At 65.7% G+C, this 24,540-nt stretch carries 24 protein-coding genes and 2 pseudogenes; 8 read left to right on the forward strand and 18 right to left on the reverse strand.

What is annotated here, in order from left to right; genetic code table 11:
- Nucleotides 1–73 precede the first annotated feature (73 nt).
- A complete protein-coding gene (locus ACM0PB_RS15055; protein WP_065196313.1) occupies nucleotides 74–634 on the forward strand; it encodes a fasciclin domain-containing protein in 561 nt (186 codons plus the stop codon).
- A gap of 96 nt (nucleotides 635–730) precedes the next feature.
- On the opposite strand, the gene ACM0PB_RS15060 is transcribed toward ACM0PB_RS15055, so the two are convergent.
- Both ACM0PB_RS15060 and ACM0PB_RS15065 read right to left on the reverse strand, forming a co-directional pair.
- Nucleotides 731–943 carry a hypothetical protein gene (locus ACM0PB_RS15060; protein ID WP_005416609.1) on the reverse strand — a complete coding sequence of 71 codons (213 nt, stop codon included), beginning with the start codon at nucleotides 941–943 and terminating at the stop codon, nucleotides 731–733.
- 106 nt (nucleotides 944–1,049) lie between these two features.
- Nucleotides 1,050–2,231: a serine hydrolase domain-containing protein gene (locus ACM0PB_RS15065; protein WP_414604467.1), complete on the reverse strand. Its 1,182-nt coding sequence runs from the start codon at nucleotides 2,229–2,231 to the stop codon at nucleotides 1,050–1,052.
- A gap of 298 nt (nucleotides 2,232–2,529) precedes the next feature.
- Here ACM0PB_RS15065 and ACM0PB_RS15070 point away from each other — a divergent pair, with 298 nt between their 5' ends.
- On the forward strand, nucleotides 2,530–3,777 hold the full coding sequence (locus ACM0PB_RS15070; protein WP_414604440.1) for an arsenic transporter: 1,248 nt from the start codon (nucleotides 2,530–2,532) through the stop codon (nucleotides 3,775–3,777).
- A gap of 24 nt (nucleotides 3,778–3,801) precedes the next feature.
- On the opposite strand, the gene ACM0PB_RS15075 is transcribed toward ACM0PB_RS15070, so the two are convergent.
- From ACM0PB_RS15075 to ACM0PB_RS15095, 5 genes are all read right to left on the reverse strand, one after another.
- Complete coding sequence (locus ACM0PB_RS15075) at nucleotides 3,802–5,235, reverse strand: OprO/OprP family phosphate-selective porin (RefSeq protein ID WP_414604441.1); 1,434 nt, start codon at nucleotides 5,233–5,235, stop codon at nucleotides 3,802–3,804.
- A gap of 132 nt (nucleotides 5,236–5,367) precedes the next feature.
- Nucleotides 5,368–6,144: an ABC transporter permease gene (locus tag ACM0PB_RS15080; RefSeq protein WP_005409726.1), complete on the reverse strand. Its 777-nt coding sequence runs from the start codon at nucleotides 6,142–6,144 to the stop codon at nucleotides 5,368–5,370.
- Complete coding sequence (locus ACM0PB_RS15085; protein ID WP_005416613.1) at nucleotides 6,128–6,961, reverse strand: ABC transporter ATP-binding protein; 834 nt, start codon at nucleotides 6,959–6,961, stop codon at nucleotides 6,128–6,130. The genes ACM0PB_RS15080 and ACM0PB_RS15085 overlap by 17 nt, the downstream gene beginning before the upstream one ends.
- Nucleotides 6,962–6,975: 14 nt before the next feature.
- Nucleotides 6,976–8,034, reverse strand: coding sequence for an ABC transporter substrate-binding protein (locus ACM0PB_RS15090; RefSeq protein WP_065186460.1), 1,059 nt, complete (start codon nucleotides 8,032–8,034; stop codon nucleotides 6,976–6,978).
- 75 nt (nucleotides 8,035–8,109) lie between these two features.
- Entirely contained in the window at nucleotides 8,110–9,231 is a 1,122-nt protein-coding gene (locus ACM0PB_RS15095) for a 4-oxalomesaconate tautomerase (RefSeq protein WP_065177790.1), read from the reverse strand.
- Between the two features lie 109 nt (nucleotides 9,232–9,340).
- Here ACM0PB_RS15095 and ACM0PB_RS15100 point away from each other — a divergent pair, with 109 nt between their 5' ends.
- Nucleotides 9,341–10,243, forward strand: coding sequence for a LysR family transcriptional regulator (locus tag ACM0PB_RS15100; RefSeq protein WP_053496567.1), 903 nt, complete (start codon nucleotides 9,341–9,343; stop codon nucleotides 10,241–10,243).
- A 309-nt stretch (nucleotides 10,244–10,552) separates the two neighbouring features.
- Here the strand turns inward: ACM0PB_RS15100 and ACM0PB_RS15105 are convergent.
- The 6 genes and pseudogenes from ACM0PB_RS15105 to ACM0PB_RS15130 form a co-directional block, all read right to left on the reverse strand.
- A pseudogene (locus ACM0PB_RS15105) lies at nucleotides 10,553–10,760 on the reverse strand (hypothetical protein); the annotation flags it as partial.
- 44 nt (nucleotides 10,761–10,804) lie between these two features.
- Nucleotides 10,805–11,275 (reverse strand): hypothetical protein, encoded by a 471-nt coding sequence (locus ACM0PB_RS15110; RefSeq protein WP_065177789.1) that lies wholly within the window; start codon nucleotides 11,273–11,275, stop codon nucleotides 10,805–10,807.
- A 113-nt stretch (nucleotides 11,276–11,388) separates the two neighbouring features.
- Nucleotides 11,389–11,766, reverse strand: a complete 378-nt coding sequence (locus ACM0PB_RS15115) for a hypothetical protein (protein WP_065177798.1) — start codon at nucleotides 11,764–11,766, stop codon at nucleotides 11,389–11,391.
- 108 nt (nucleotides 11,767–11,874) lie between these two features.
- On the reverse strand, nucleotides 11,875–12,402 hold the full coding sequence (locus ACM0PB_RS15120; protein ID WP_139727130.1) for a DUF6622 family protein: 528 nt from the start codon (nucleotides 12,400–12,402) through the stop codon (nucleotides 11,875–11,877).
- Nucleotides 12,403–12,490: 88 nt separating this feature from the next.
- The gene (locus ACM0PB_RS15125) at nucleotides 12,491–13,375 is read right to left on the reverse strand and encodes a methylenetetrahydrofolate reductase (RefSeq protein ID WP_414604442.1); all 885 of its coding nucleotides are present in this window, start codon (nucleotides 13,373–13,375) and stop codon (nucleotides 12,491–12,493) included.
- Complete coding sequence (locus tag ACM0PB_RS15130) at nucleotides 13,375–14,289, reverse strand: LysR family transcriptional regulator (protein ID WP_005416621.1); 915 nt, start codon at nucleotides 14,287–14,289, stop codon at nucleotides 13,375–13,377. Before ACM0PB_RS15130 ends, ACM0PB_RS15125 begins: the two co-directional genes overlap by 1 nt.
- Before the next feature lie 75 nt (nucleotides 14,290–14,364).
- Here ACM0PB_RS15130 and msuE point away from each other — a divergent pair, with 75 nt between their 5' ends.
- Genes msuE through ACM0PB_RS15145 form a run of 3 tightly spaced genes read left to right on the forward strand, consistent with a single transcriptional unit; the run spans nucleotide 14,365 to nucleotide 17,065 of the window.
- A complete protein-coding gene (msuE, locus tag ACM0PB_RS15135; protein ID WP_139727133.1) occupies nucleotides 14,365–14,958 on the forward strand; it encodes an FMN reductase in 594 nt (197 codons plus the stop codon).
- 55 nt (nucleotides 14,959–15,013) lie between these two features.
- Nucleotides 15,014–15,991, forward strand: coding sequence for a DUF1852 domain-containing protein (locus ACM0PB_RS15140; RefSeq protein ID WP_414604443.1), 978 nt, complete (start codon nucleotides 15,014–15,016; stop codon nucleotides 15,989–15,991).
- Between the two features lie 39 nt (nucleotides 15,992–16,030).
- The gene (locus ACM0PB_RS15145) at nucleotides 16,031–17,065 is read left to right on the forward strand and encodes a methionine synthase (RefSeq protein ID WP_065177783.1); all 1,035 of its coding nucleotides are present in this window, start codon (nucleotides 16,031–16,033) and stop codon (nucleotides 17,063–17,065) included.
- On the opposite strand, the gene ACM0PB_RS15150 is transcribed toward ACM0PB_RS15145, so the two are convergent.
- From ACM0PB_RS15150 to ACM0PB_RS15165, 4 genes and pseudogenes are all read right to left on the reverse strand, one after another.
- Nucleotides 17,022–17,657 carry a hypothetical protein gene (locus ACM0PB_RS15150; protein WP_279946066.1) on the reverse strand — a complete coding sequence of 212 codons (636 nt, stop codon included), beginning with the start codon at nucleotides 17,655–17,657 and terminating at the stop codon, nucleotides 17,022–17,024. The genes ACM0PB_RS15145 and ACM0PB_RS15150 overlap by 44 nt on opposite strands.
- A 78-nt stretch (nucleotides 17,658–17,735) precedes the next feature.
- Nucleotides 17,736–18,539 carry a S1 family peptidase gene (locus tag ACM0PB_RS15155; RefSeq protein ID WP_164229174.1) on the reverse strand — a complete coding sequence of 268 codons (804 nt, stop codon included), beginning with the start codon at nucleotides 18,537–18,539 and terminating at the stop codon, nucleotides 17,736–17,738.
- A gap of 173 nt (nucleotides 18,540–18,712) precedes the next feature.
- A complete protein-coding gene (locus ACM0PB_RS15160; protein ID WP_138951294.1) occupies nucleotides 18,713–19,321 on the reverse strand; it encodes a hypothetical protein in 609 nt (202 codons plus the stop codon).
- Between the two features lie 165 nt (nucleotides 19,322–19,486).
- Nucleotides 19,487–19,651, reverse strand: a pseudogene (locus tag ACM0PB_RS15165) (extracellular catalytic domain type 1 short-chain-length polyhydroxyalkanoate depolymerase); the annotation flags it as partial.
- Nucleotides 19,652–19,866: 215 nt separating this feature from the next.
- Here ACM0PB_RS15165 and ACM0PB_RS15170 point away from each other — a divergent pair.
- Nucleotides 19,867–20,823 (forward strand): NUDIX domain-containing protein, encoded by a 957-nt coding sequence (locus tag ACM0PB_RS15170; protein WP_065177780.1) that lies wholly within the window; start codon nucleotides 19,867–19,869, stop codon nucleotides 20,821–20,823.
- A 50-nt stretch (nucleotides 20,824–20,873) separates the two neighbouring features.
- A complete protein-coding gene (locus ACM0PB_RS15175) occupies nucleotides 20,874–22,718 on the forward strand; it encodes a hypothetical protein (protein WP_164229172.1) in 1,845 nt (614 codons plus the stop codon).
- A 144-nt stretch (nucleotides 22,719–22,862) separates the two neighbouring features.
- Here the strand turns inward: ACM0PB_RS15175 and ACM0PB_RS15180 are convergent, their stop codons facing one another.
- Nucleotides 22,863–24,437: a S15 peptidase family protein gene (locus ACM0PB_RS15180; RefSeq protein ID WP_065177778.1), complete on the reverse strand. Its 1,575-nt coding sequence runs from the start codon at nucleotides 24,435–24,437 to the stop codon at nucleotides 22,863–22,865.
- Nucleotides 24,438–24,540: the final 103 nt, after the last annotated feature.

The raw sequence follows: 24,540 nt of genomic DNA on the forward strand, positions 1-24,540 counted from the left end.
GCTGCATCCGGTCACGCTCACCCGACGTAGGAAAGATGCCCGCACTTGCGGGTCATCCAGAAAGGAACGCACCGTGAACGCTCTTCAGCGCATCGCCGCCGCAGTCGGCTTCGCCGTACTCGTTTCGTCCGGCTCCTCGGTTTTCGCCGCCAACACCGTCATCGTGGGCGGGGCAGAAATGTACCCCACCAGGACCATCGTCGAGAACGCCGTCAATTCCAAGGATCACACCACGCTGGTTGCAGCGGTCAAAGCAGCCGGCCTGGTCGACACCCTCAACGGCGCCGGGCCCTTCACTGTTTTCGCGCCCACCAATGCGGCCTTCGAAAAGCTGCCTGCAGGCACTGTCGATACACTGGTGAAGCCTGAAAACAAGGCACAACTGACCCGGATCCTGACCTACCACGTCGTCCCGGGCAACTACAGTTCCGCCCAGCTTCTGGCCGATGCCCGCAAGCACAGCGGCAAGGCCACCCTGAAGACCGTGCAGGGTGAGCCTCTCACCGTGGCGCTCCACGATGGCAAGCTCTGGGTCATCGACGCAAAGGGTGGAAAGGCAGGCATCAGCATTGCAGATGTCGGCCAGTCCAACGGCGTCATCCACGTGGTCGACACCGTGCTGATGCCCAAGTAAGCGGCCTCACGCAACGAGCATCCGGCGCGATGCCCGTTGCCCGGGCCGGTCATCCCGACGTCACCATGCGGATCCCTGCCCGGCATGGCGTCGTGGCTACCACTCCGGCCCGAGCAGCTTGGTCACTTCGGCCTCCAGTTTCTGCGCGGCCTCATCCTGGGAGGCGACCTTGATGCTCAGCCCCGACTGCGCCGGCCCCGGCACCAGCTGGTAGCGGTTGATGGTACCGCCACCGTCGCCGTCCAGCGCTACCCGCGCCACTACCGTGCGGCCATTGGCGTGGAAGGTCCAGTCCTGATAATCAAACATGCTTCAGTAGGTGTGCGGCCAAGATGTCATCCCACTTTTAGCGGCACGACAGTGAAGAACGCTCCAGGAGGATGTTCAGAGCGCGTGGACATGATGACGACAGGGCCTATTGCAGTGTCCGCGCCAACTGCAGGACATCGGCGAAGAAGGAGGGATAGTCGTCCTGTGGAGCGCTGTGGGTCTCGCGCCGGTGAACCAGACGCACGGCGACCACGCGCTGTTCCGGGACGATCATCAGGTATTGGCCCAGGTAGCCGTTGGCGGCAAAGCCGACGACCGGTCCCCGTGAGATGTCGTAGAGATCGGCGAGCTTCAGGCCGCGCGCGGAGATCTGGCTGCCGTAGCGCTGGGACCAGTCCGCGCCCAGCTGATTGGCGAGGAAGGCGACCAGTGCGCTGCGGCTTTCGAATACTCGCCCTGCGCTGGCCTGCAGTGCGCGCTGTACGTCGTCATCCACGCCCCTTTTCACCAGCAGATCCCGTAGCCGGGGCTTGAGCTGGTACCGTTCCCAGGCCGGCATCCGCCACCACAGCAGCCCAACATCTGGCGCACGGGCGCTTTCGGTCGTCATCAACGCGACCGACTGCTCACTCAGGAGACGCCTGCCATCCGGTGCCACGCCTCCGTCCAGCAACAGTTGCCCGATGGCGGCAAGATCGGCCGCGCGCAGGGACAGCCCGGCCATGCCCAGCGGGGTGCCTGCCTCATCCTTCATCCAGGTGTAGTGGGCAATGCCCAGGGGCTTGAACAGCCGCGCGTCCAGATACGCGTCCACAGGCTCGCCTGCCAGGCGCTCGACAATGCCGGGCAGCAGGTTGGTAGCCTTGTTGTTGTAGGAGAACACGTTGCCCGGGTCATCGCTCAGCTCGGCAGCCAGTGCCAGCTTGACCAGGTCCGGGGCCCCTTCCAGCTCTCCGCCCGCGTTCGCCACGTTCTGCAGGCCCGAGGTATGGTCCAGCAGCATGCGCACGGTAATGGCGCTCTTCCTGCCCTGCTTCCATTCGGGATAGATCCGGCTGACCGGCGTATCGATCGAAGCCAGCTTTCCTTCGTCCAGCAGCAATGCAATGGCCAGCGCGACGACCGACTTGGTGGCCGACATCAGGTGAACGGATTCCTGCCCGGCGGCGGGCTTCAGCTCAAGCAGCGTCTCCCGCTCATGCATCACCAGGACCGCATCGGAATGCGCGGCGCGTGCATTGCGCTCGATCGCGGCAAGGGCATCGGCACGTGTCGCCGCTTGGCTGGGCCCGGCGATGCCGAACACCAGGGCCAGGGCGCAGGACAACCAGCAGGATCTTGGCATCGCAATCTCGTCCAATGGGTGTGTGCGTAGATTGACTACATGTGTAGTCACGCTGCAGTGCCTGAAGTCATGGCGCGCTTGAGTGCTGAACGTGGGCTGGGCGCCGCCCCCCGGCCCACCTGCAACGCGGTCGACGGCAGCGGTCGCCAAGCCGCGCCGCACGGTATGATGCGGCGACCCGGAACCTGCGATGATTTGCAGCGGCCGCCCATCCGCTGATCGCGCGCGCCAGGCCCCACCTGCGCCGGGGTCGCTGCAGGTGCCGCTGAAGCCCCACTCCATGCTCGCCCCCCAAGCCCCCCTCGTGATCTGGGCAGCGGTCGCCGTTGCCACCCTCGGTCTGCTGTTCCGTCCTTTGCGCATCCCCGAATATGTGTGGGCGTTGGGCGCTGCCGCCCTGTTGCCGTTGCTGGGCGCGGTGTCGCTGCATACCGCATGGGGTGCGGTGGCCGAAGGCCGCGACGTCTACCTGTTCCTGGTCGGCATGATGATGCTGGCCGAACTGGCGCGGCGCGAAGGCCTGTTCGATTGGGTCGCGTTGTACGCGGTGCGGCATGCGGGCGGATCCGGGCGACGCCTGTTCGACCTGGTGTTCCTGGTCGGCACGCTGGTGACGGTGTTCCTGTCCAACGATGCAACGGCCGTAGTGCTGACGCCGGCGGTCTACGCTGCCTGCAAGGCGGCGCGCGCCAATCCCCTGCCCTACCTGTTCGTCTGTGCATTCATTGCCAATGCGGCCAGCTTCGTGCTGCCCATTTCCAATCCGGCCAACCTGGTGGTGTACGGCCAGCACCTGCCGCCGCTGCTGCAATGGCTGGCGCAGTTCGCGCTGCCGTCGGCGGCGGCGATCGGTGCCACCTATCTGGTCCTGCGCTGGGTGCACCGGCGCGAGATCGCCCAGCCGCTGGTGGCCGCGCCGGCGCATCGCCCGTTGACCGACGGCGGCCGACTGAGCGCACTGGGCGTGCTGTTCACCGGCACCGTGTTGCTGGTCACGTCCGCCTTGAACGGGCCATTGGGCCTGACCACGTTCTGTGCGGGCACGCTGAGTGTGGCCGTGGTGGCGATCCGCCAGAGGCGCAGCCCGCTGCCACTGCTGCGACACGTGTCCTGGGGCGTGCTGCCGCTGGTGGCGGGACTGTTCGTGCTGGTGGAAGCGGTGGCGCAGACCGGTGTCATCCAGACCGCGGCCAGCGCGCTGCAGGCCGTGGCGCAGGCGTCTCCACGCCAGGCCAGCTGGCTGGCCGGTGGCGCGGCTGCGCTGCTGAGCAACGTGGCCAACAATCTGCCGGTCGGCCTGGCCGCCGGTTCGCTCGGGCAGATGGCCGACCTGCCGGCGCAGACCCGTGCCGCATTGCTGGTCGGCGTGGATCTGGGACCCAACCTGTCGGTCACCGGTTCGCTGGCGACGATGCTGTGGCTGGTGGCGCTGCGCCGCGAGGGCGAGCATGTCAGCGCGCTCGACTTCCTGCGCGTCGGCGCGCTGGTGATGCCGCCGGCGTTGATCGGAGCACTGCTGCTGCTCTGATCGGCGCACGAGCGGCATGCGCTTCTAGAAGGCCACCTGCAGGCGGGTGTTGAAGGTGGTGCCTTCATCCCTGCCCTGGCCGGTGCCGCTGCGGTTGCGGGTCTGCCAACGGATCGCCTCGAACATCACGCGGCTGAAATCGTTGAGATACCAGTTCGCACCCAGCGTCCACGCGTGGCCGGTACCGCCACTGGGCAGCTCGGCATAGTCCACATCCTCGTAGCGCCCCTTCAGTTCCCATGCCCCGGCACCGCCGCGGGTGACAGGATCGGCCACCTTGACCCGGCCCCAGGTGCCGGCCTTGCCCGAATAGGCCGGCCTTGCACCGGCCAGGAACCAGCCAGCCGAGATCGCCCAGGCCTGGTGGTCCAGATCGTAGCGCCCGCTGGCGTCGGCCCCGCGCAGGTTGCGCGTACCCCATTCGCCGGTCGCCCAGGCCGGCCCGAAGAAGCCTGCCAGTTCCGCGCCATAGGCCGTGCTGCGCTCGGCGCCCAGCAGTGTGCCCGGCGCGATCTTGACCAGGTCGTTGAAGTGCCCGGCGATGGCCGAACTGCGGACGACGCCGCTGGCGCCTGCGGCGATCTCCTCGTGGAAGGCCCAGGCCCCCAGGTGCACCGTGACCGTATCATTGGCCACCGGGTTCCAATGCACGCGCGTGGCCCAGGTCTGGCTGTCGTTGTCGGTGCCGGCGTTGTTGAGATCGTTGCCGGCCACCGACAGGCTGGCATGCCAGTCCTTGCCGTACACGCGCTCGGTCAGGCCGACACCGAACAGCCCGCGCTGCGGCAGCATCAGCGTGCCGACCACGTTGCGGTCCTGGAACGGCGTGTTGGAAGTGCTGCTGGAGCCGTCGATACCCCGGTCGTTGAGGCGGTTGCCCACGGTCAGGTCGGCCGACAGCCCGAACAGGCGGTGGTCCACGGTGGCGTAGACCGACTTCCACGCCACCGCGTTGTCGGCGAAGTCACCTTCCACCGCCCAGCCGAGGATGCCATAGCGGCCTTCGGCGCCCAGCCGCACCGAGCGGATCTCGGTACCGGAGATGTTGCGGTCACTCACTGACGATCCGTCTGTGCTGGATGCGTCGACGAACAGGCGTCCGCGCGGACGGAACGCCACGCTGCCATCGGCACTGCTGAACTCCGGTGCGCCCTTGGACCAGGTGACCTTGGGCGCCTTGGCCTGGCTGGATTCCAGTGCGGCGACGCGGGTGTCCAGCGCGGGGCCCTGCGTTGCGGCCGCCGCACCGGCGGTGCTGTGCCCGCCCTCCACGGCACGCAGGCGCGCCTCCAACTGCTGGATCTGCAGCGCCTGCTGCTGCACCAGGCGTGAGAGTTCGGCCTGGCTCAGTGGTGCGGGTGGGGACGAAACAGCCTGGGCGCCAGCATGGCCACTGGCCAACAGCAGGCCGAGCGCGACCGACAGCGCTGCCAGCGGCAGCACGGTGGAATGGTTCATGGACTCTCTCCGGCCAGCCGGCCCCCTGGCCCGGCGCTGGCCTGTTGCGGTGGTGCGGGGGAAGATCGGGGGAGGAAGCGCGCGCCGCCGGATCGGCCCGGCGGCGCGGCAGGCGGGCTCAGCCCGGCCCGGTCAGCTGGTGGCCTGGGCCTGGGCGTTGGGACGCCAGGTGATCAGCTTGTTCTCGACCACGTCCAGCAGCGCGTCGATGACCAGCACGAAGGCGGCAAGGATGATGATGCCGGCAAACACACCGACGGCGTTGAAGTTGCCTTCTGCCTGCGCAATCAGGTAACCCAGGCCCGCCGAGGCGCCGAGGTACTCACCGATGATCGCGCCGACCACGGCGAAGCCCACCGAGGTGCGCAGCGAGGACAGGATCCAGCTGGCTGCTGCCGGGAAGTAGACATGGCGTAGCAGGTCGCTGCGGCTTGCGCCCAGGATGCGGGCATTGGCCAGTACCACCGGATTCACCTCGCGTACGCCCTGCATGGCATTGAAGAACGTGGTGAAGAACACCAGGGTGACCGCCAGCGCCACCTTCGACCACAGGCCCAGCCCCAGCCACAACACGAAAATCGGGGCCAGCACCACGCGCGGAATTGCGTTGAAGCCTTTGATGAAGGGATCGAGGATGCGCGCCGAGCGGCGGCTCAGGCCCAGCCAGACACCGCCGGCCACGCCGAGGCCGGTGCCGATGATGTAGCCCAGCGCGGTTTCGGTCAGCGTGATGTAGACGTGCTGGTAGAACGAGGTATCGGACAGCCAGGTCCAGGCCTGCTGCACGATCGCCGTTGGCGATGGGAAGAAGAACGGATCGATCACGCCCAGCGCGATGCCGCCCTCCCAGCCGCCGAACACGGCCACAACCAGGGCCAGTTGGATGAACTTGTCAGTCTTGGCGTGCATAGCTCTTCTCCACTTCGCCGCGCAGGCAGGCCCAGATGTCGCGGTACAGGTCGGTGAAACGGTCATCCAGCTTGATTTCGGCCACGTTCCGCGGCCGTTCCAGATCCACGTCGAAACTGCGCACGACACGGCTGGCCGGGCCGGAGGACAGCACCACCACGCGGTCGCCCAGGGCGATCGCTTCTTCCAGATCGTGGGTGATCAGGATCACCGAGCGCCGGTCCTCCTGCCACAGGCGCAGCAGCTCGTTCTGCATCAGGTGCCGGGTGTGGATGTCCAGCGCCGAGAACGGCTCATCCATCAGGATCACCTTCGGCTCGACGATCAACGCCTGCGCCATCTGCACGCGCTTGCGCTGGCCACCGGACAGCTGGTGGGGGTAGCGATGCTCGAAACCGGCCAGGCCGACCTTGGCCAGCCACGCGTTGGCCTTGGCCTTGCGTTCGGCTTCGGGCACGCCACGGAAACGCAGGCCGAGCTCAACGTTCTGGTACGCGGTCTTCCACGGCAGCAGCGCGTCCTGCTGGAACAGGTAGCCCACCGACTCCTGAACGCCGCTGACCGCACGGCCGTCGATGCTGACCTGGCCGGACGACGGCTTCAGCAGGCCCGCCACGGAATTGAGGATGGTGCTCTTGCCGCAGCCGGTTGGCCCGACGATGGCAAGGAACTCGCCATCACCTACCTGGATGTCGACATCACGAACGGCGGTGAATTCGCCGAAGGACATGGTCACCTTGTTGAGCGCGACCATGGTCTGTGCAGGCTCCAGCTGCGGTGCGCCATTGAGCTGGCGCACGGTGGCATTGAGGGCCATGGGGTTACCTCCGCTTACGGTTGGGCAGCCGGCGCCGCGGCGTTGGCACGCTCGACGAAGGCATTGGTGTAGGTGCGGGACAGATCGATGTCGGCCTTGGCCACGTCCGTATTGAACTCGCGCAGCACCTTCAACGGCGTTTCCAGATCAGCCGGCGTGAAATGACCGTCGCGGGTGAAGATTGCGCGGGCGTTCTCCACTGCGCGGGCATAGGTGGCGCGGTCGCCGGAGACGTAGCTGTCCGGCAGCGCCGCAACGATGTCTTCAGCACTGTTGTCGGCGATGAACTTCAATGCCATCTGCTCGGCGCGGGCGATCTTCTCGGCCGCTTCGGGGCGCTTGTCCAGGAAGCTCTGGTTGGCGTACATCACCGAGGTTGGATAGAGGCCGCCATAGACCTGGCGGGCGCCGTCGTCGCTGCGCGCGTCGAGGAGGATCCTGCCGACCTTGCGTTCGGTGATCAGGGTGGCGGCAGGATCGTAGTTGACCAGCAGGTCGATCTTGCCCTGCTCCAGCGCGGCTACCGCTGCGGCGCCCGAGCCGACGCCGATCAACGAGATGCTGTCAGCCGGAATATCGTGCTGGGCGAGGAAGTGACGGACGAAGAAATCCGACGATGAGCCCGGTGCGGTAATGCCGACCTTCTGGCCCTTGATGGTCTCCGGGCGGGCCGGATCGAAGGTGGCATCCTCGCGGCCGGCCATCACCAGGCCGGAGTTGCGCGAGAGCAGCACGAAGGCCACCACGTCCTTGCCCTTGGCCTGCATCTGGATGGTGTGGTCGTAGAAGCCGACGGCCACGTCGGTGGAATTGGCCACCAGCGCCTGCAATACCTTGGAGCCGCCCTGGGCGAAGTTCTCGGTCTTCACCTGCAGGCCGACGTCCTTGAAGTACCCCTTGGCGTCGGCGATGAAGAACGGCAGGTTGTTGAGGTTGTAGGAGCCGACGCTGATGCGTACCGGTGCATTGTCACCACCGCCGGCGGATGCGCCTTCGGTGCGCCCGCTGTTGCTGCATCCGGCCGCGGCCAGACCAGCCGCGCACAGCGCGGCCATCAAGAACTGCTTGTACATCATCCCTCCCAGGAGTGAAGCATCTACGTTGTAATGGCGGGCATGCGCACCTGCGCCGGCCCGTCCGGGTTCAGATCATGCCGCTGACGTCCATTGGCGGGCTTGGGTGGAACCGGCCACGGCAAGTGCTGGCGTGGTGGCAAACACGCGGCCCTCGAACAGGCGGCGTGCGGTGCGCACGACGCTGGCAACGACCGGCGCATCCTGCGAGCTGCGACTGAGGCCCACCTCCAGGGCCCCGCTCGGATGTTCGAGGGTAATGCTGCCGGGAACGGACAGGCATCCGACCAAAGTGTGGGCCAGCGTGCCTGGCGTAACGGCGGCGGTGGCCAGGCCAACCGCGCCGGTAATGGCCAGCGCGGTGTGGCATTGATGCGGCATGAAATAGCGCACCTGCAGATCGCCCCCATGTTGCGGCGCCGACAGCAGCACCGGCTTCGGAATGACCTTGTTGCCGGCGTCGGCGATGCCCATGCGGGCGCCTGCCTCGATGCGCAGCGCTTCCAGCCGGCGCATGAATACCGCGTCCGCGTTCAGTTCGGCGGGCGGGGCATCGCCGCGCACGCCCAGGTCTTCGGCACGTACCAGCATCATCGGCATCGCGCAGTCCACCAGGCTGACCGGCACGCCATCGATGGTCTCCTGCGCGTGCCCGCTGGGCAGCAGCTTGCCGGTGCGGGCACCTGCCGCATCAAGGAAGGAGAGCCTGACCGGCGAGGCCGAGCCCGGCGCGCCGGCAATGCGCGTATCACCGCGGTAGACCACATTGCCGCCCGGCGTTTCCACCGTGGCGATGATCAGCTTGCCGGTGTTGACGTTGTGGATGCGCACCTCGGTCTGCGGATCCTGCGCCTGCACCAGCCCACGCTCGATGGCATACGGGCCTACGGCCGCCAGCATGTTGCCGCAGTTCGGCGAGGTATCCACCACCTGCTGCTCTACCCGTACCTGGGCGAACAGGTAGTCGACATCGGCGTCCGGACGGCTGGAGCTGTCGATGATCGCCACCTTGCTGGTCAGCGCGTTGCCACCGCCGATGCCGTCGATCTGCAACGGATGGCCCGAGCCCATCACTTCCAGCAGCAGGCGATCGCGTTCAGCGATGTCCATCGGAAGGTCGCTGGCCAGGAAGAACGGGCCCTTGGAGGTACCGCCGCGCATGAGCACGCAGGGAATGCTGAGCAGATCGTTGGACATACGTGTGCTAGATTGATGCGTATAGGGAATGAATGACCCCTCTGTGATTCGATACTGGCATGACCCCAATTGATCTGTGAATTGCTGATTTTCGGATGATTGATACCCAATGAGCATCAATTGCGAAATCCTGGATCTGCGTGCGTTCCTGCTGGTCTCGGAGACCCGCAGCTTCCATCGCGCCGCGGAAATCCTGCACGTCTCCCAGCCAGCACTCAGCCGACGGATCCAGAAGCTGGAGCAGGCCGTGGGTTCGCCACTGCTGGAGCGCACCACGCGCAGCGTCAGTACCACCGCTGTCGGCGAGAACCTGCTGCCGCTGGTACGCCGCATGCTGGAGGAATTCGATGGCTCGCTGTTCTCACTGCGCGGCCGGGAGGACACCCGCGGCGCCACCGTGACCATCGCGTGCCTGCCGACGGCGGCGTTCTACTTCCTGCCCAGCGTGATGGCGCGTTTCCACGAAGCGCACCCGAACGTGCGCTTCCGCATCCTGGATATCCCGGCGACGGAGGGTCTGCAGGCAGTGGAACGTGGCGAAGTCGAGTTCGGCATCAACTTCATGGGCGCCAACGATCCCAATCTCGACTTCGACGTACTGGCTGAGGACCCCTTCGTCCTCGCCTGCCGACGTGATCATCCGCTGGCCCGCAAGCGCAAGGTGGAATGGGCTGATCTGGCCGAGCACCAGCTGATCACCGTGCATCGCACCAGCGGCAACCGCACGCTGCTGGACGGCGCGCTGGCGCGCGAGAACCTCAAGTTGAGCTGGCACTACGAGGTGACGCACCTGTCGACGTCACTGGGCATGGTCGAGGCGGGCATCGGGGTGTCGGTGCTGCCGAAGATGGCCACGCCGGACGGGGATCACCCCACCCTGGTGACACGCGCGATCGGCAATCCTGTGGTATCGCGCACGATCGGGATCGTCCGTCGCCGGGGCGCCCTGCTCTCGCCCACGGCGGAGCGCTTTCTGCAGATGCTGATGAGCCAGTGGCGCGGGACCGTCTAAGGCGCTGGACATCTGGCTGGGCTGCTGCGCAGGCTGGGCTTCCGCCATGCACCCTGCCTGATCACCGATGCGTCGGACAGCGACCTGTCCGACGTGCCGTTGCCCGCGGCGGTCAAACAGGATCGGCTGTTCTATCTGGGTGCTTGGCGGCCACCGCTGTTCAAGGACTACCTGGATCCCCGCCTGACCTGCACCGTGCCGGTCACCCGCAAGCACTATGCGCTCAGGGCCAAGCTTGATCTGCAGAGGATCACGATACCCGCTCTCTAGCGACAGCCGCTTTCGCGTGAAGTGGCCATGTTGGTGGAACTGGTTGGCCGGGTAGGCGCCTGCGCGCGAGTACATCATGCGCACCAGGCTGGACAGCGTGGTCACGCTACCCCACCGATGATCGCGCATTGCTGGCACCGCGCGGTTGCTGCAGAGCCACCGCCGGTGGCGGCCCATCGGTGGCATCGACGTCGGGCACGCCCACCTGGTCGATCAGGCGGCGTGCATAGGGTGCGGCGGATTCGAAGTCAGGAGATCAATGCGTTTGGCGCACTTCAATCGCCCCTGGATTCAATGGCACTGCTGCGCGACATCGATGCCGTCTCGATGCTTCATGATGAGCGCCTCCAGCCCCGAGGGCTCTCCAGAAATCGGGCCGGGCTTGCCGGGCTGACCCTCCGGGATCAGTCTCGATATCGTCTGATCCTGAAACTTGGCAATGCCTGGCGCACGTCGGTCTGCGTATCCAAAGATATCGAGGGTGAGCAGGTCATGCCCGTTCTCGACCAGGAGTAATGGAACCTCTCTGCACCGAAGTTCGAACACGCTCGATTGCGGGGGGCCTGCTTCGATGGCAATGCCTTTCGATGCGTTCGCCCGAGCGAAGGCGATCGCATCGTCGCGAAGCATCTTGAATGTTTCTGGTGGAAGTGAGCGGAATGTTCTGAGCTCAGATTCGAGAGAGGTTGGATACGTTATCCAAACGATTCCTGCCGCAACCACCAGGCCCAGGAACATGAGGGAAGAGATCAGAATCTTCATCTTGGAGCCTTCATTTAACCTGTCTGACCCTTGGACTTTGCGGATTCGCAACCTTCCGCCCCAGCCGGTGGACAGCAGCTTCCGTGCGTTGCCGCGCCTACAGAACGCCCTCGTCACGAAGCCACGAAGATCGACGCAATACCCGCGAGCGATCCCACGGCCACCCACGAGAGCGTGGCGAATGCAACCAGCAACACCTTCCGGTGGACGACCTGCGCTTCGTTCCGGGACTCCGGCCGCCGCGCATAGGGCCTGGAGAAACCCAGCAGTTCGCCAGTGACTGTCAGCGCCCCCATCAGGATCAGCGCGGTTACGCAGAAGCCGAACATGGCGCCGATGAAGGCCAAATACCGGGTATCACCGATAGCCGGCTGCGTCCCGGCCAGCGCCTCCACAAGTTGCCCCGTCCACCGTGCGGGCAGCCAGGCCAGGGCGGCGACAATGCTGAAGTGACTGACCACGTTGATCCAGAACCAGGATGTGGTCTTCATGACGTCAGCGTTTCCGGTGGTGGCCAGTGGCGGGCATCGTGACGCCTGCGCCAGCGCCGCACAACCCTGCCTGGGGCCGCGGGCCAGCGGCCGGCACGCCTCGGACAATCAGCCTGCGGTTTCCAGCCCCTTGCCCGCCGCATCCATCCGCAGCGAGCCCAGGTACCGGCAGTATTTGCCCACGAAGATGCCAGTGAACCCGCCCGTCAGCAGCAGGTAGGCGGCACTGAAGCCGGCATGGGCGGACAGCGACGGCGACACCGCAAATGCGACTTCGAAGCCGTACTTCACCAGGAAGGTGGCCAGCAGCAGCGGCAGCAGGCTGAAGTCCGCGCTGCGCCAGAGCTTGCCGGTGCTGCGGTCCAGCGTCAGCTTCAATCGATTCAACAGCAGCCAGGCAAGCGTCGCGCCCGTGGCGATGCCGGCCAGCCATTCGCTCCAGGCGCTCAGCGAAGCGCCGAAGCGATGACTGACCGACCACGCACCCCAGACGGCGAACAAGGCGGGTACGATCGCAAGCTTCTGCAGCGAGGTCTCGGCCGGCTTCATGGCGGCGATGCCACGGGTGATCAGGAAGGCCAGGAGCAGCCACACCCAGATTGGCGTCTGCGAGGCGAGGTGCTGGAGCATGTTCATGAGCGGTCCCCTTGGTGAGTGGTGGCGAGGCGCCCTCGCCTTGGCGCTCACTATTCGCTTCCGCCCGGGTTGCAGCCAGTGACAGCTGTCAGCCTTCGGGGATTACGCTGCGGGCACTGGAAATGCGCCGCCGGTACCGCGCCATCCACTCCAGCGACGGCGCAACACCGCCGAACGGGAAGAAATGCGGGCTGACCGGGCCATGGGCGCTGGTCAGCCCCTTCACCAGGCGATCGACGAAAACCTCCGGCCCCGCCGTTCCGAGCAGGCGGCCGATCGAGATGCCATACCGGGCGAGCATCGATGCACTGGCGCCTACGCCGCACATCGCCGCATAACGCAGCAAGCGGGTGATGCTGGCCGGACCCGGCACACCGACCAGCACCGGAACGGTGATGCCACGCGTGCGCAGTGCATCCAGCCAGGTCAGCACGGTATCGGCATCGAACGCGAACTGGGTGACGATCAAGGGGGCCATGCCGCGTGCTTCGATGCGCTGGCATTTGTGTTGAAGCGCCTGCCAGCGTTCGTCACTGCTCATTACCGGGTGGCCTTCCGGATGCCCGCCGATGGCGGCGACCTTGATACCGTGTCGCTCCAGAAGACCGGTCTCGATGATCGACGCGCTGTCTGCAAATGGTCCGATGGGCGTGGCCAGGTCGCCCGCGATCAGCAGGCAACGCGCGACCCCGGCTTCGCCGGCGGCACGCTCCAGGAAGCGTTCAAGCGCTGCGCGTGACCCGACGCGCCGCGCAGAGAGATGCGGCATCGGCTCGAATCCGAGCGCGCGCACCGTGCGTGCGGCGGCCAGGCGTGCGTCGTCATCCTCGCTGGCCAGCCAGGGAATGGAGATGATCGTGCCGCGCGGTATGCGGTCAGCCTCGGCGCACAGCGCGGGCATGGCCTTCGCGCTGACTTCCAGTGAAAAAGCGCTGATGAAGGCGTCCGCCCGCAGTGACAGGCCTGCCGGCATCAACGTGCTCCGCCCACATTGCCGGCAAGCGGCGAGCTGTTGCGGGCCAGTTCGATGAAGGCCTGCAGGTAGTCGATACCGGTATCGGCCTCGCGCGCGCCCAGGTAGATCTGCTTGGGGATGCCCTTGGCGCCCAGCCGTACGGGCACCACGTCCATGCGCGTGGCGTACTCCTCCACCAGCCAGCGCGGCATGGCAGCCACGCCGCGGCCGCTGGCCACCATCTGCATCATGATGTCGGTGGTTTCAATGGCCTTGTGGCGCCGCGGGGTGATGCCGGCCGGCAGCAGGAACTGGTTGTAGATGTCCAGGCGCTCGAACGGCACCGGGTAGCTGATCAGCACTTCCTGGCTGAGCTGGCGCGGCTTTACGTGGTCCACCTTGGCCAGGGCGTGGTTGCTGGCCACCACCAGCACCTGCTCGTAGTCGAACACAGGGATGAACTTCAGGCCCGGCTTCAGCAGTGGATCGGGCGTGACCAGCAGGTCGATCTCGTAGCCGAACAGCGCGCCGATGCCGCCGAACTGGAACTTCTGCTTGACGTCCACATCCACGTCCGGCCACGCGGCCAGGTACGGCGAGACGATCTTCAGCAGCCACTGGTAACAGGGGTGGCATTCCATGCCGATGCGCAGCGCGCCGCGCTCGCCCTGGGCAAACTGGCGCAGGCGCTCCTCGGCCAGGTCCAGCTGCGGCAGCACCCGGTTGGCGACTGCCAGCAGATATTGCCCGGCCTGGGTCAGCCGCAGGCTGCGGCCTTCGCGCAGCCAGACATCGGTACCCAGCTGCTGCTCCAGCTTCTTCATGCTGTGGCTGAGCGCCGACTGGGTCAGGTTGAGCACGCCGGCAGCAGCGGTGAGCGAGCCCTGCTGCTCGACCTGCTGCACGATGCTGAGGTGGATCCGCTCCAACATTAAGATGAATCTCACTCATGGATAGGTGAAGTAATACCATTTTACGTCATGGAAAGGCATGGCTAGGATCGGGTCATGCCTTCATCCCAACGCCCCCTCCGTATCGTCGCCGTTTCCGGTGGACTGCAGCGCCCCTCCCGGGCCGCCACCCTCGCCGAGCACCTGCTGGGCCTGATCGGCGAGAACATGCGCAGCGAACAGCAGCTGATCGAACTCGGCGAACTGGCGCCGCAGCTGGCCGGTGCGCTGTGGCGTTCGCAGCTCCCGGAGGTTGTCGAGCGCCAGCTGGTGGCCGTCGAACGGGCCGATGTCCTCGTGGTGAGCACGCCGGTCTATCGCGGCTCCTACACAGGGCTGTTCAAGCACTTCTTCGACTTCATCGACCAGGACGCGCTGGTCGATACCCCCATCCTGCTGGCCGCGACCGGCGGCAGTGACCGCCATGCACTGGTGATCGATCACCAGCTGCGGCCGCTCTTCAGCTTCTTCCAGGCCCGCACCCTGCCCCTGGGCGTGTATGCCACCGACCGCGATTTCACCGAGGGGCACGTGCACAACGAAGCGCTGATCCAGCGCGCACGACTGGCGGTGCAGCGCGCAATGCCGCTGCTTGCGCTGTCCCATCGCCGCGCGCCAGTCGCCGCCGCCGAGGCCATCGAAGCCCTTTGAAGCCAGATGCCGCCGACCTGCATCTGGATGTCACCCCGCAAACGGAACGCCGCCCATGACGAACGACGCCTTCACCTTCAGCATCACGCGCATCCCCTTCAACGAGGATTACCAGCCGGCCGAAGGCACGCGCATCACCACCAACTTCGCCAACCTGGCGCGCGGCGCATCCCGGCAGGAGAACCTGCGCAACACGATCAGCATGATCAACAACCGCTTCAATGATCTGGCGCATTGGGACAACCCAAGCGCCGATCGCTACGCGGTCGAGCTGGACATCATCTCGGTGGAGATGCACATCGACGGCGCCGACGGCAGCGATCTGTTCCCGTTGATCGAAGTGCTGCGGCCGACCATCGTTGACACGCACACCGGCGCGCGCACCGAAGGTATCGTTGGCAACAACTTCTCGTCCTACGTGCGCGACTACGACTTCAGCGTCGTGCTGCCGGCCAGCAACGAGGGTAAGGCCACCTTCGGCCTTCCGGAGGGCTTTGGCGACCTGCACGGCAAGCTGTTCCAGCACTTCCTGCGCTCGGACGCCTACCGCGCCAACTTCAGCAAGGGGCCGGTGTTCTGCATCAGTGTTTCCAGCAGCAAGACCTACCACCGCACCGAGAACCATCACCCGATCCTGGGCGTGGAATACCGCCAGGGTGAGTTCTCCCCCACTGACCAGTACTTCGACAAGATGGGCCTGCGGGTACGCTATTTCATGCCGCCGGGCAGCGTCGCACCGCTGGCGTTCTACTTCCAGGGCGACCTGCTGGGCGATTACTCGAACCTGGAGCTGATCGGCACCATCAGCACGATGGAGGCCTTCCAGAAGATCTACCGCCCGGAGATCTACAACGCCAATTCCGTGGCCGGCAAGGTCTACCAGCCCAGCCTGAAGCACCAGGATTACTCCTCCACCCGCATCGTCTACGACCGCGAAGAGCGCAGCCAGCTGGCGGTCAAGCAGGGCCGGTTCACCGAAGAACACTTCATCAAGCCGTACCGCGCCATGCTTGAGCAGTGGGCCGCCCGCTGATCCATCGATTTTCCATTCGCCCCCAGGACACACCACACGATGCCGACGAAGACGCTGCTCCCCACCTCCACCGCAGGCAGCCTGCCCAAACCCTCCTGGCTGGCAGAGCCCGAGAAGCTCTGGTCACCCTGGAAGCTGCAGGACGAAGGCCTGATCGAGGGCAAGCAGGACGCCCTGCGCCTGTCCCTGCAGGAACAGCAGCATGCCGGCATTGATATCGTCAGTGACGGCGAGCAGACCCGCCAGCACTTCGTCACCACCTTCATCGAGCATCTCAGCGGCGTCGACTTCGAAAAGCGCGAAACCGTGCGCATCCGCAACCGCTACGATGCCAGCGTGCCGACCGTGGTTGGCGCCGTGAGCCGCCCCAGGCCGGTATTCGTCGAGGATGCGAAGTTCCTGCGCCGCCAGACCACGCAGCCGATCAAGTGGGCGCTGCCCGGCCCGATGACGATGATCGACACGCTGTACGACGCGCACTACAAGAGCCGCGAAAAGCTGGCCTGGGAGTTCGCGAAGATCCTCAACGAGGAAGCGAAGGAGCTGGAGGCCGCCGGCGTTGACATCATCCAGTTCGATGAGCCGGCTTTCAATGTGTTCTTCGACGAAGTGAACGACTGGGGCGTGGCCGCGCTGGAGCGTGCGATCGAAGGACTGAAGTGCGAGACGGCGGTACACATCTGCTACGGCTACGGCATCAAGGCCAACACCGACTGGAAGCAGACCCTGGGGTCGGAATGGCGCCAGTACGAGGAGTCGTTCCCGAAGCTGAAGGCCTCCAACCTCGACATCATCTCGCTGGAATGCCACAACTCCCACGTGCCGATCGACCTGATCGAGCTGGTGCGCGGCAAGAAAGTGATGGTGGGTGCCATCGACGTGGCCTCCAGCACGGTGGAGACCGCCGATGAAGTAGCCAGCACCCTGCGCAAGGCGCTGCAGTTCGTGGACGCCGACAAGCTCTACCCGAGCACCAACTGCGGCATGGCGCCGCTGGCGCGCGATGTGGCCAGGGGCAAGCTGCGCGCGCTCAGCGCGGGGGCGAGGATTGTGCGCGAGGAACTCTCGGCATAAGCCTGGCCGGGGAGGCATTGCCGTTGGAATTCCGGCTTGACCGAGCCTGCCCGGGTATCGACCAGGCTCCACCTCGCCCCTGCAGCTCCGGCCGGGTCTTCATCGCGGGCTGTCGCGGCGCCAGTGCCTGTTTGATCCGTACCACCTCACCCGCCCCGGCCTCGGCCAGGCGGCGGGCCTGCTGCCGTTGTTCCCGCGAAAGTGCGGGCGACGGCGCAGCGCTTGTTTCCGGCACCACGTCCACCAGTCGTGCCACCGCCTCGCGCAGCCGCAGCTGTGGGCAGAGCCGCGCGGCACACCAGCGCTCGGCGTAGCGCCTGGCCTGTCGCACATTCGTGGCGGCCACCACCTTGGTCTGGGACATCTTGCGTGCGTCCAGGTACACCCGGAACCCGAGCACGGCATGCGGCACGATGTTGGCCACGGAACGCCCGTTCCACCACAGGTCCCAACGCTCGCCGCTCTGCACCCAGCCGGAGGGCCGGGTGACCGTCATGAACTCTGGAAGATCGAAGGGAGAACTCATGCCGGGAAGGATACGAGCGCCCGTCGCACCGGCTGAGATCCGCGCCGTGTGCTTGTTCTTGACCATGAATCGTTAAGGCGCGCTTCCTTCCGCTACGCCTGCTCCGCGCCGTCGCGCCAGGGGAACAAGAACTGAAGTTTCGCGTCACGCATCGATGATGCTTTCGATCCAATCGATGTAGCGGGACACGCGCACGTTGTAGACCACCTGCCCGTAGAAACCCGCCTCCAGCGCATGCTCGGGAACGGCGGTGATCCAGGAACCGAGGCCCACCAGCTGCCAGGCCCCATCTTTCCTGATCACCAGCGGGCCACCGCTATCGCCGTTGCCGAGTACGCCTTCAAGGGGAAGGCCCTGCGGAGGCGGATCGAAACGGTACCAGAGATAACGCGCGTTGCCGCCGGTGATCGCGTTGCAGGCCCGACGCAGGGTCGTACGATGTGACCCGCCGGGTACCAGTCCAGTCGCACCGTTGCCGGTGGCGCCCTTCCCTATCAGGGCGGCGACCTGCGTGACCTCGTCGGCGCCACGGTAGAGTGCGACCGGCGGAACATCGCTCACCGGTGCGGCAAGTTTGATCAATGCAATGTCATCGGACGCCGCCAGAAACGCGTGGATTTTCGACGCACTCCCCGTTGCCATGGCTTCCTCGCCCAGCGCCTCGGGCATCCTGCGGTAGCCGGGATGCAGGAAGACACGCTCGACGCCGTAGCTCTTCCCATCGAGGGTGATGGTGGCGCCCATCCCCTCCATCGGTGCGGCATGCGCTGCGGTCAGCACCCAGCGCGGTGCGATCAGGACGCCGTGCCCCTCGCCTGGCATGTCCGCCAGTGCCGGGAACACCGATGCGTCGATCTGGTACCTGGCATCGTCAACATCATCGCGGATGACCACGGCACCGGCAGCGAACGGGAGCGTGGCCAATGCCAGGAGAATCCAGCGGTTCATGATGACCTTCATCCTCGTCTTCGATCAGACCAGCCTAGCCGAACAGATCCAGCATGGGGATGTCGTACGACCAGACCCTGGCACGGGTCGATGAAGCGGCAGAATCGGGCCATGAAACCCACGATGCTGCACGAGCCGCCCTGCGCATCAACACAGGAGCGGCCCGGGAGCGGTCAGGATCGGATCGGACCGACGTCGCTGATGCCGCTGCGATCGCAGAGCTCAAGGACCTTGCCTGGCTCCTTCACTTCGCCGCATGACACCCAGTTCGGACGCAGCCCCAGCACATGCTCGACGCGATCATGGAACAGCTTCAGATCGGCCGTGCCCTGGCGTCCGTCCAGCGGAAGATCGTGACGGAAGCTGCTGTGAATGGCCGGGACAGCAGGGTTGGCCCAGTACGAAGCCTGATCGTCGGCACGCGTCTGCAGCGCAAACCGGGCCCGCGTACCACCGGCCTCTTCAGAAAGCGCAACGGTGTACCAGCTGACCGCCGTCATGTTGACGTTGTAGAACGTCGTCATGGTGCCCTGGTAGCCCATGCGGCGTTCGACATACCCATAGGTGCGCTTCGCCGCGATACCGGGCGCGCCAGCATCGAATTCCATCTTTCCGGGCGCCAGCAGGTTCAAGACCTCGATTGAAGCAGCCCTGACCTGGTCGATCGATTTCCCGGGATAGAAGCGGGATGCCGCCACCGCCTGCTCGGGCGTTTCCTTCTTCGGAAGCATCCCGCACCCACTGATGGACAACGCCAGCGCCAGAACAACAATAACTCTCACAGAACTACATCCTTATATGTGGGCGAGAAGTGCCCAATCGAGCGGGCGCCATGCCCACCCCTGCGCATTAGCGACCATCGGCAGTACTTCTTGAGCCCTGCGACCGCCCTGCGAGGCGGTTCGTGGGGCGGTGGCGTGCATGGTTCTGCGCAACTGACCTGCGCCTGCATCCGGCCCCTTGGGATCGGTGAACGGCAGGTCCGACTGGCTGCCGCTCCATGCATGCCCCCTCCCCTGCACCACATAGTGCTGCACCAGCGTCCTGCCGCCGTAGGCATAGGTATCGACCGTGTAGGCGCGCCCATCCGGCACCTGTCCGTGGCAGGAAGAAGCTGCGTGGACTGCATGACCCGGAGGCAGGCGCCGGGAGTCGTTGACGCCCGGGCGGCCACGGGCTTGGCCCCAATGCGGGGAAATCAACGCCCCCTGCCCTCCTGCTCCGTCGGTTCCACCGCATACATCATCGCTACCGCCGATTCTCCCTCGCCTCCCGCTCCTACAGTGGATCCACCGCGCCCGCCCCGCGCTTGATGGAGGACTGAATCATGCCCCAGGTCTATGCTGCGCTCTGGAACGGAACCCATTACCTGATCACCCGCAAGCGGGTCATCAACAACTGGTGGGCGTCCAATTCGGTGATGGTGCTGACTGCAGAAGCACTGGACGCTGCCCTGACAGTCGCCGCATCTCCCGCATTGCCGCGGGACGAGGACTGGCAGCCTGCGCTTGCGTTGCTCCAGAGTGCCCAGGTCGCTGCCACATCCGCCGGCTATGCAGAGACGACCCAAGGCCAGAGCATCCTGGTGAATCTCAGCAATGCCGTCCAGGCGATGCAGGCGTCACCGCCGAATCCGGACCAGGTTGGATCTGCTGTCACCCACCTCACCCGCAGATTGTTCCGTCAATCCACGCTGCCAGAGCGCATCAGGAACCTGGCAAACACGTTGCCGGTGTTCTCGCCGGATTCATGGGGGCCCGCGCTGCTGACGGCACAGAACCTGGCCCGGGACACCCGCGCATGGGCGGCGCAGGTTCCCATGGTTGTCGTCAACCAGGCTGGGCAATGGACGCTCCCTGGCGGCCGCAGGCATGACAACGAGACCGAGGAAGATGCTGCCCGCCGGGAGTTCATGGAGGAAACCGGCATCTCCCTCGACACCGTCAACTTCCCGCGGGATCTGCTCAAGCCTAATCGACGCTATGCATTGGTCCGCTTCAGGACGGTCGCCCGGGATCTGCAGAACATCGCCGATGCAGTCTGCGCCAACGTGCGGGCAAGGCCCAGTGTGATGCGCCCGACCGCCAGTGAGGTGACCGATTGGGAAATCGATCATGCACAGCTGGTGGCGGCCGCCGATCTTGGCAACTACCTGGGCGCACGCGCGGCGGTCACGCCACCCAGCACGCAGGATTTCGCCACCATGCTGCAGCAGATGTCCAGGCCCTACAGCCAGTCGATTGACTGGTACGCCGCGATGGCCGCATCGCTGTCTTCCAGCTGAGAGGGCCCTTCGCCCCCCCTGCCCGCCCCTGCACCCCAGCGAGGCCCACCATGAAAGAGAGCACGCCCGAACGCGAGGCCCGGCGCCACATCAGCAAGCAGCTCACCGCGCAGATCAACAACGCGCAGGTGTATCCCGACGTCCGCTCGGTCGTGGTGAAGGCCCTGGCCGACATCAAGGACCAGCTGCGCAGCCTGTCCAGCAAGGTACGGCGGGATTACAGCCTGAAACCCGGTGAGCCGTTGATGTTCTTCTACGTCAAGGGCGGCAATGCGCTGGACGCACTGCTTGAACGCCCGGCAGACCCGCCGCCGACGCTGTTCGATTTCGGCAGGTCCGACTGGGACACGCAGGTGGTGATCAACCCCTGGATCCCGATCCCGGCACAGGACGCCCTGCACGGCGGTGTTGAAGACATCGTGATCGACGTGATGCAGGGTGCCGGCCTCAACATCGCGCTGGAGATCAGCGTCTTCCCACCCAACCAGAATCCGCTGGCCGGCCAGGTGGTGGATCTTGCATCGGTGGACATCCATGTGCCGCCCGGCCAGCAGTGCCTGGTGACATGTGACAACCCGCAGACGTTCCGGAAGGTGTACGAACGTGACCGCGCGGGCCTGCATCTGTTCACCAGCGAGCCATTGAAGGGCATCGGCACGTCCGCGCCGGTAACAAGCCCGTCCGTGCTGCCCCCTCCGCAGCCACCGTTGCCGCAGCCCGTGCAGCCGCCGCCTGTCCCTCCGCCGCCACCCGGCATCATCCTCAACGACGGCATCAAACCGTTCGTGCTGTATCGCATGGGCTATACCTGGCACGCGCGATGGGTGAAGGATCCGAAGGCGCCTGCCGGCGATGACCCGGTGACGCCGCGGCCGATCCTGATGGAACTGATCGATGTCACCACGCCGCGCCGCGATACCGTGGAGGCCGTGACAGTGTGGTCGGACATCCTCCGCAACCACCTGGTGATTGCCGAGGATGCCGGTTCTGAAGAGCGCTGGCGGCTGCCCCTGCCCAGCATGGAGTACCACCTGTGGGAAGGCCTGACCATGCTGTGCGAGATCGCTGCCTATCCCGGCTGGCCAGGCGCGGACAAGCTGCAGAAACGTCGCCGCAACGTGCAGCGCATCCACGACTGGTACCGCGACCAGCAGGGCGACCTGGCGACGTTCGGCCGGGTGATCGATGGCATCGCGGCGGCGCCGGTGTTCGCCGATGACACGGACTGCATGCAGCAGGTCGATGCCTGCATGCGTATGGTCAAGGCGCGCATGCAGGCGTCAGCCTCGGGATTCGATCACGGCGCGCTGTCGGCCACCCACGCGCAGCGTCTGGCGCACGGGCGGCAATGGGGCGTGCAACGGGTCGCAGCGCTGCTGCAACGCCTGGGTGCACCTGCCGCTTCGTGCGGCTACAGCGACGATCTCGCCTTGATCGGGACACTGGCACAGAACCCGTACCTGGATGTCACCCAGGTGCCGATCTCCGGCGTCGACTGCGCGATGATCATCCGCACCGACCCTGCAACGCTGCGCAAGGCGACGGCGGCCAACTGCTTCCTTGCGCTTGCCCAGGATCTCGGCGCGCACATGACCATCGAGGATTCCCTGCACTCGACCGTACGCGCCACAGGTGTCAGCTACGAGCGGACGCTGGTGATCTTCGATGCGCCGCATTCGCCGTCGGCGCGCGTGGCCAAGGCAATCCTGACGTTGACCACTGCAGGCCCGATCGATTGCCCATTCCACGACAGCCCCCATGGTTCCGGACAGGCCATCGCACCGTTGCTGGACATGGACAACCAGCGCAAGGTGGCGGCCTCGATCATCCAGGGTTTCGTGCAACGGGCGAACCTGTCCAGGCAGCACGAGATGATCCGAGTGTTGCTGCCGTAGGGGGAGTGAGCCGCGCCCCCCCTGCCCTGCACCTGGATCGCATCAATCGCGCAAACTCCGCCGCAGCACAGGTGCGGAGCAACTGATCCACCGGGAAACGCCTTCGCCCGGCATGGCGTCGAGCGAAGGCCGTGTGGCTTTGAATCAATGCAGCGGCACCTTCAGCACCGAAGGCGCGTTGGCCGGCGAGCTGAAGGTCACCGCCCCCCCCAGCTGGCTGATGCCCGCATAGCGCAGGTCCACGGTATCGACCACCAGGGTCAGCCGGCTGCCGGTCGGGAGGTTCCAGCTGCTGGCTTCCAGGCGAAGATCGATGGTTCTCGGCTGGCCGGGCGTGGCACCGCGCAGGGTGTACGGCTTGTGGCTGATCAGCTGGCCGTTGCCCAGCATATCCTCGGCATACAGGTAGGCATACAGCGTGGTGTTGGCGCGAGTGGGCGTCACCGTCAACCGCACTTCCGGTGCGCCATCCAGGCGGCGTGCACTCCAGTAGATCGGGCCCTGCCAGACGCCTGCTGCGTTGCGGCCAACGAATGGTACATAGGCACCGGGCGGCAGGTTGAACATCTGCAGCGCGCCGGACGCCATCACCACGCCGGAGTTGGCGGCAGTCAGCAGGCCGCTGCCGATCCGGTAGTTCCAACCGGTGCCGCCACCGCTCTCGGCCAGCCCTCCGGTGGGCAGCAGAAGCCCGGTCGGCGCGGTCAGCCCGTAGCTTACGGCGCCGGTAGAGGTGGCCTGCCAGTCCGGATAACGGCTCCAGCTGCCCTTCTGCGACTTCAACTGCACCGCCGGCTGGCGATCGATGCCATTGGCGACGCCCTTGAGGTAGTGGTCGAACCAGTCGCCCACCGTGGCATAGACCTCATTGGGAATGCCGAGCGCACCGAAGGCTTCGTTGAGGGCGTGGTCGCCATGGCGCAGCTGCAACTGCTTGGGTCCCTTCAGGCGGGTGAAGAAGTCGACCAGCTGGCCCGGCGGAAACAGGCTGTCGTTGAAGGCGTTGGCGAGGAATACCGCGGGTTGGTTGGCATTGATCTCATCAAGGCTGCTGGCCGGGCTGCGCTGTGCCGCCACCGGCAGCAGCGAGTCCACCGCCCCCTGGTAGTTGCCGACCAGCACATTGCCGTTGATGGTGGCCAGCTCCGCCCCGGGGCGGCCAGTGGCCAGGCCGGCTGCCACCAGCAGGGCAATACCTTGCGCGCTGGGCGTGTCATGGCTGTAGAGCGACGCCTGCAGGTCGGCCCAGCCGCTCAACGCGGCAACGGCCTTGATGCGCGGGTCGCGTGCTGCCGCCAGCAGGCTGGTGCCGGCCCCATAGGAGATGCCCGATACACCGATTCGTGAGGGGTCGGCACGGGTGTTGTCCAGCGCCCAGTCAATCAGTGCACTGACGTCCTCGACCGTGGCCGGCCCGGCGATGTCGATGCTGCCGCCCGACTCCCAGAAGCCGCGCGAGCTGTAGCTGATGACCACATAGCCGCGCTGCGCCAGCGACTGTGCCACGCCCACGTACTCCACGCTGGGCACTGCCCAGCTGCTGGGCATCACCAGCAGCGGATAGCGGCCACTGCCGGCCTCCTGGGGTTCGATGACGAAGGCCCCGAGGGGCGTGCCATCCCAGCTGGGGATGGTGCGATGGGTGGTCTTGACCGTGGCCGCCAGGGCCGCGGGCGCCAGCCCGGTCAGCAGGATCAACAGCAGCAAAAGCTTGCGCATCGTCGTCTCTCCCCGTCGGTGGTGGTGCAACGGGTCGGACCGTACCAGTGCGAATGGTGGCTGGCACCTTGCGACGCAACATGCCGCAAAGCGCGCCTTGCTA

Source organism: Stenotrophomonas sp. AR029 (assembly GCF_047520695.2).
Lineage (GTDB): Bacteria > Pseudomonadota > Gammaproteobacteria > Xanthomonadales > Xanthomonadaceae > Stenotrophomonas > Stenotrophomonas sepilia.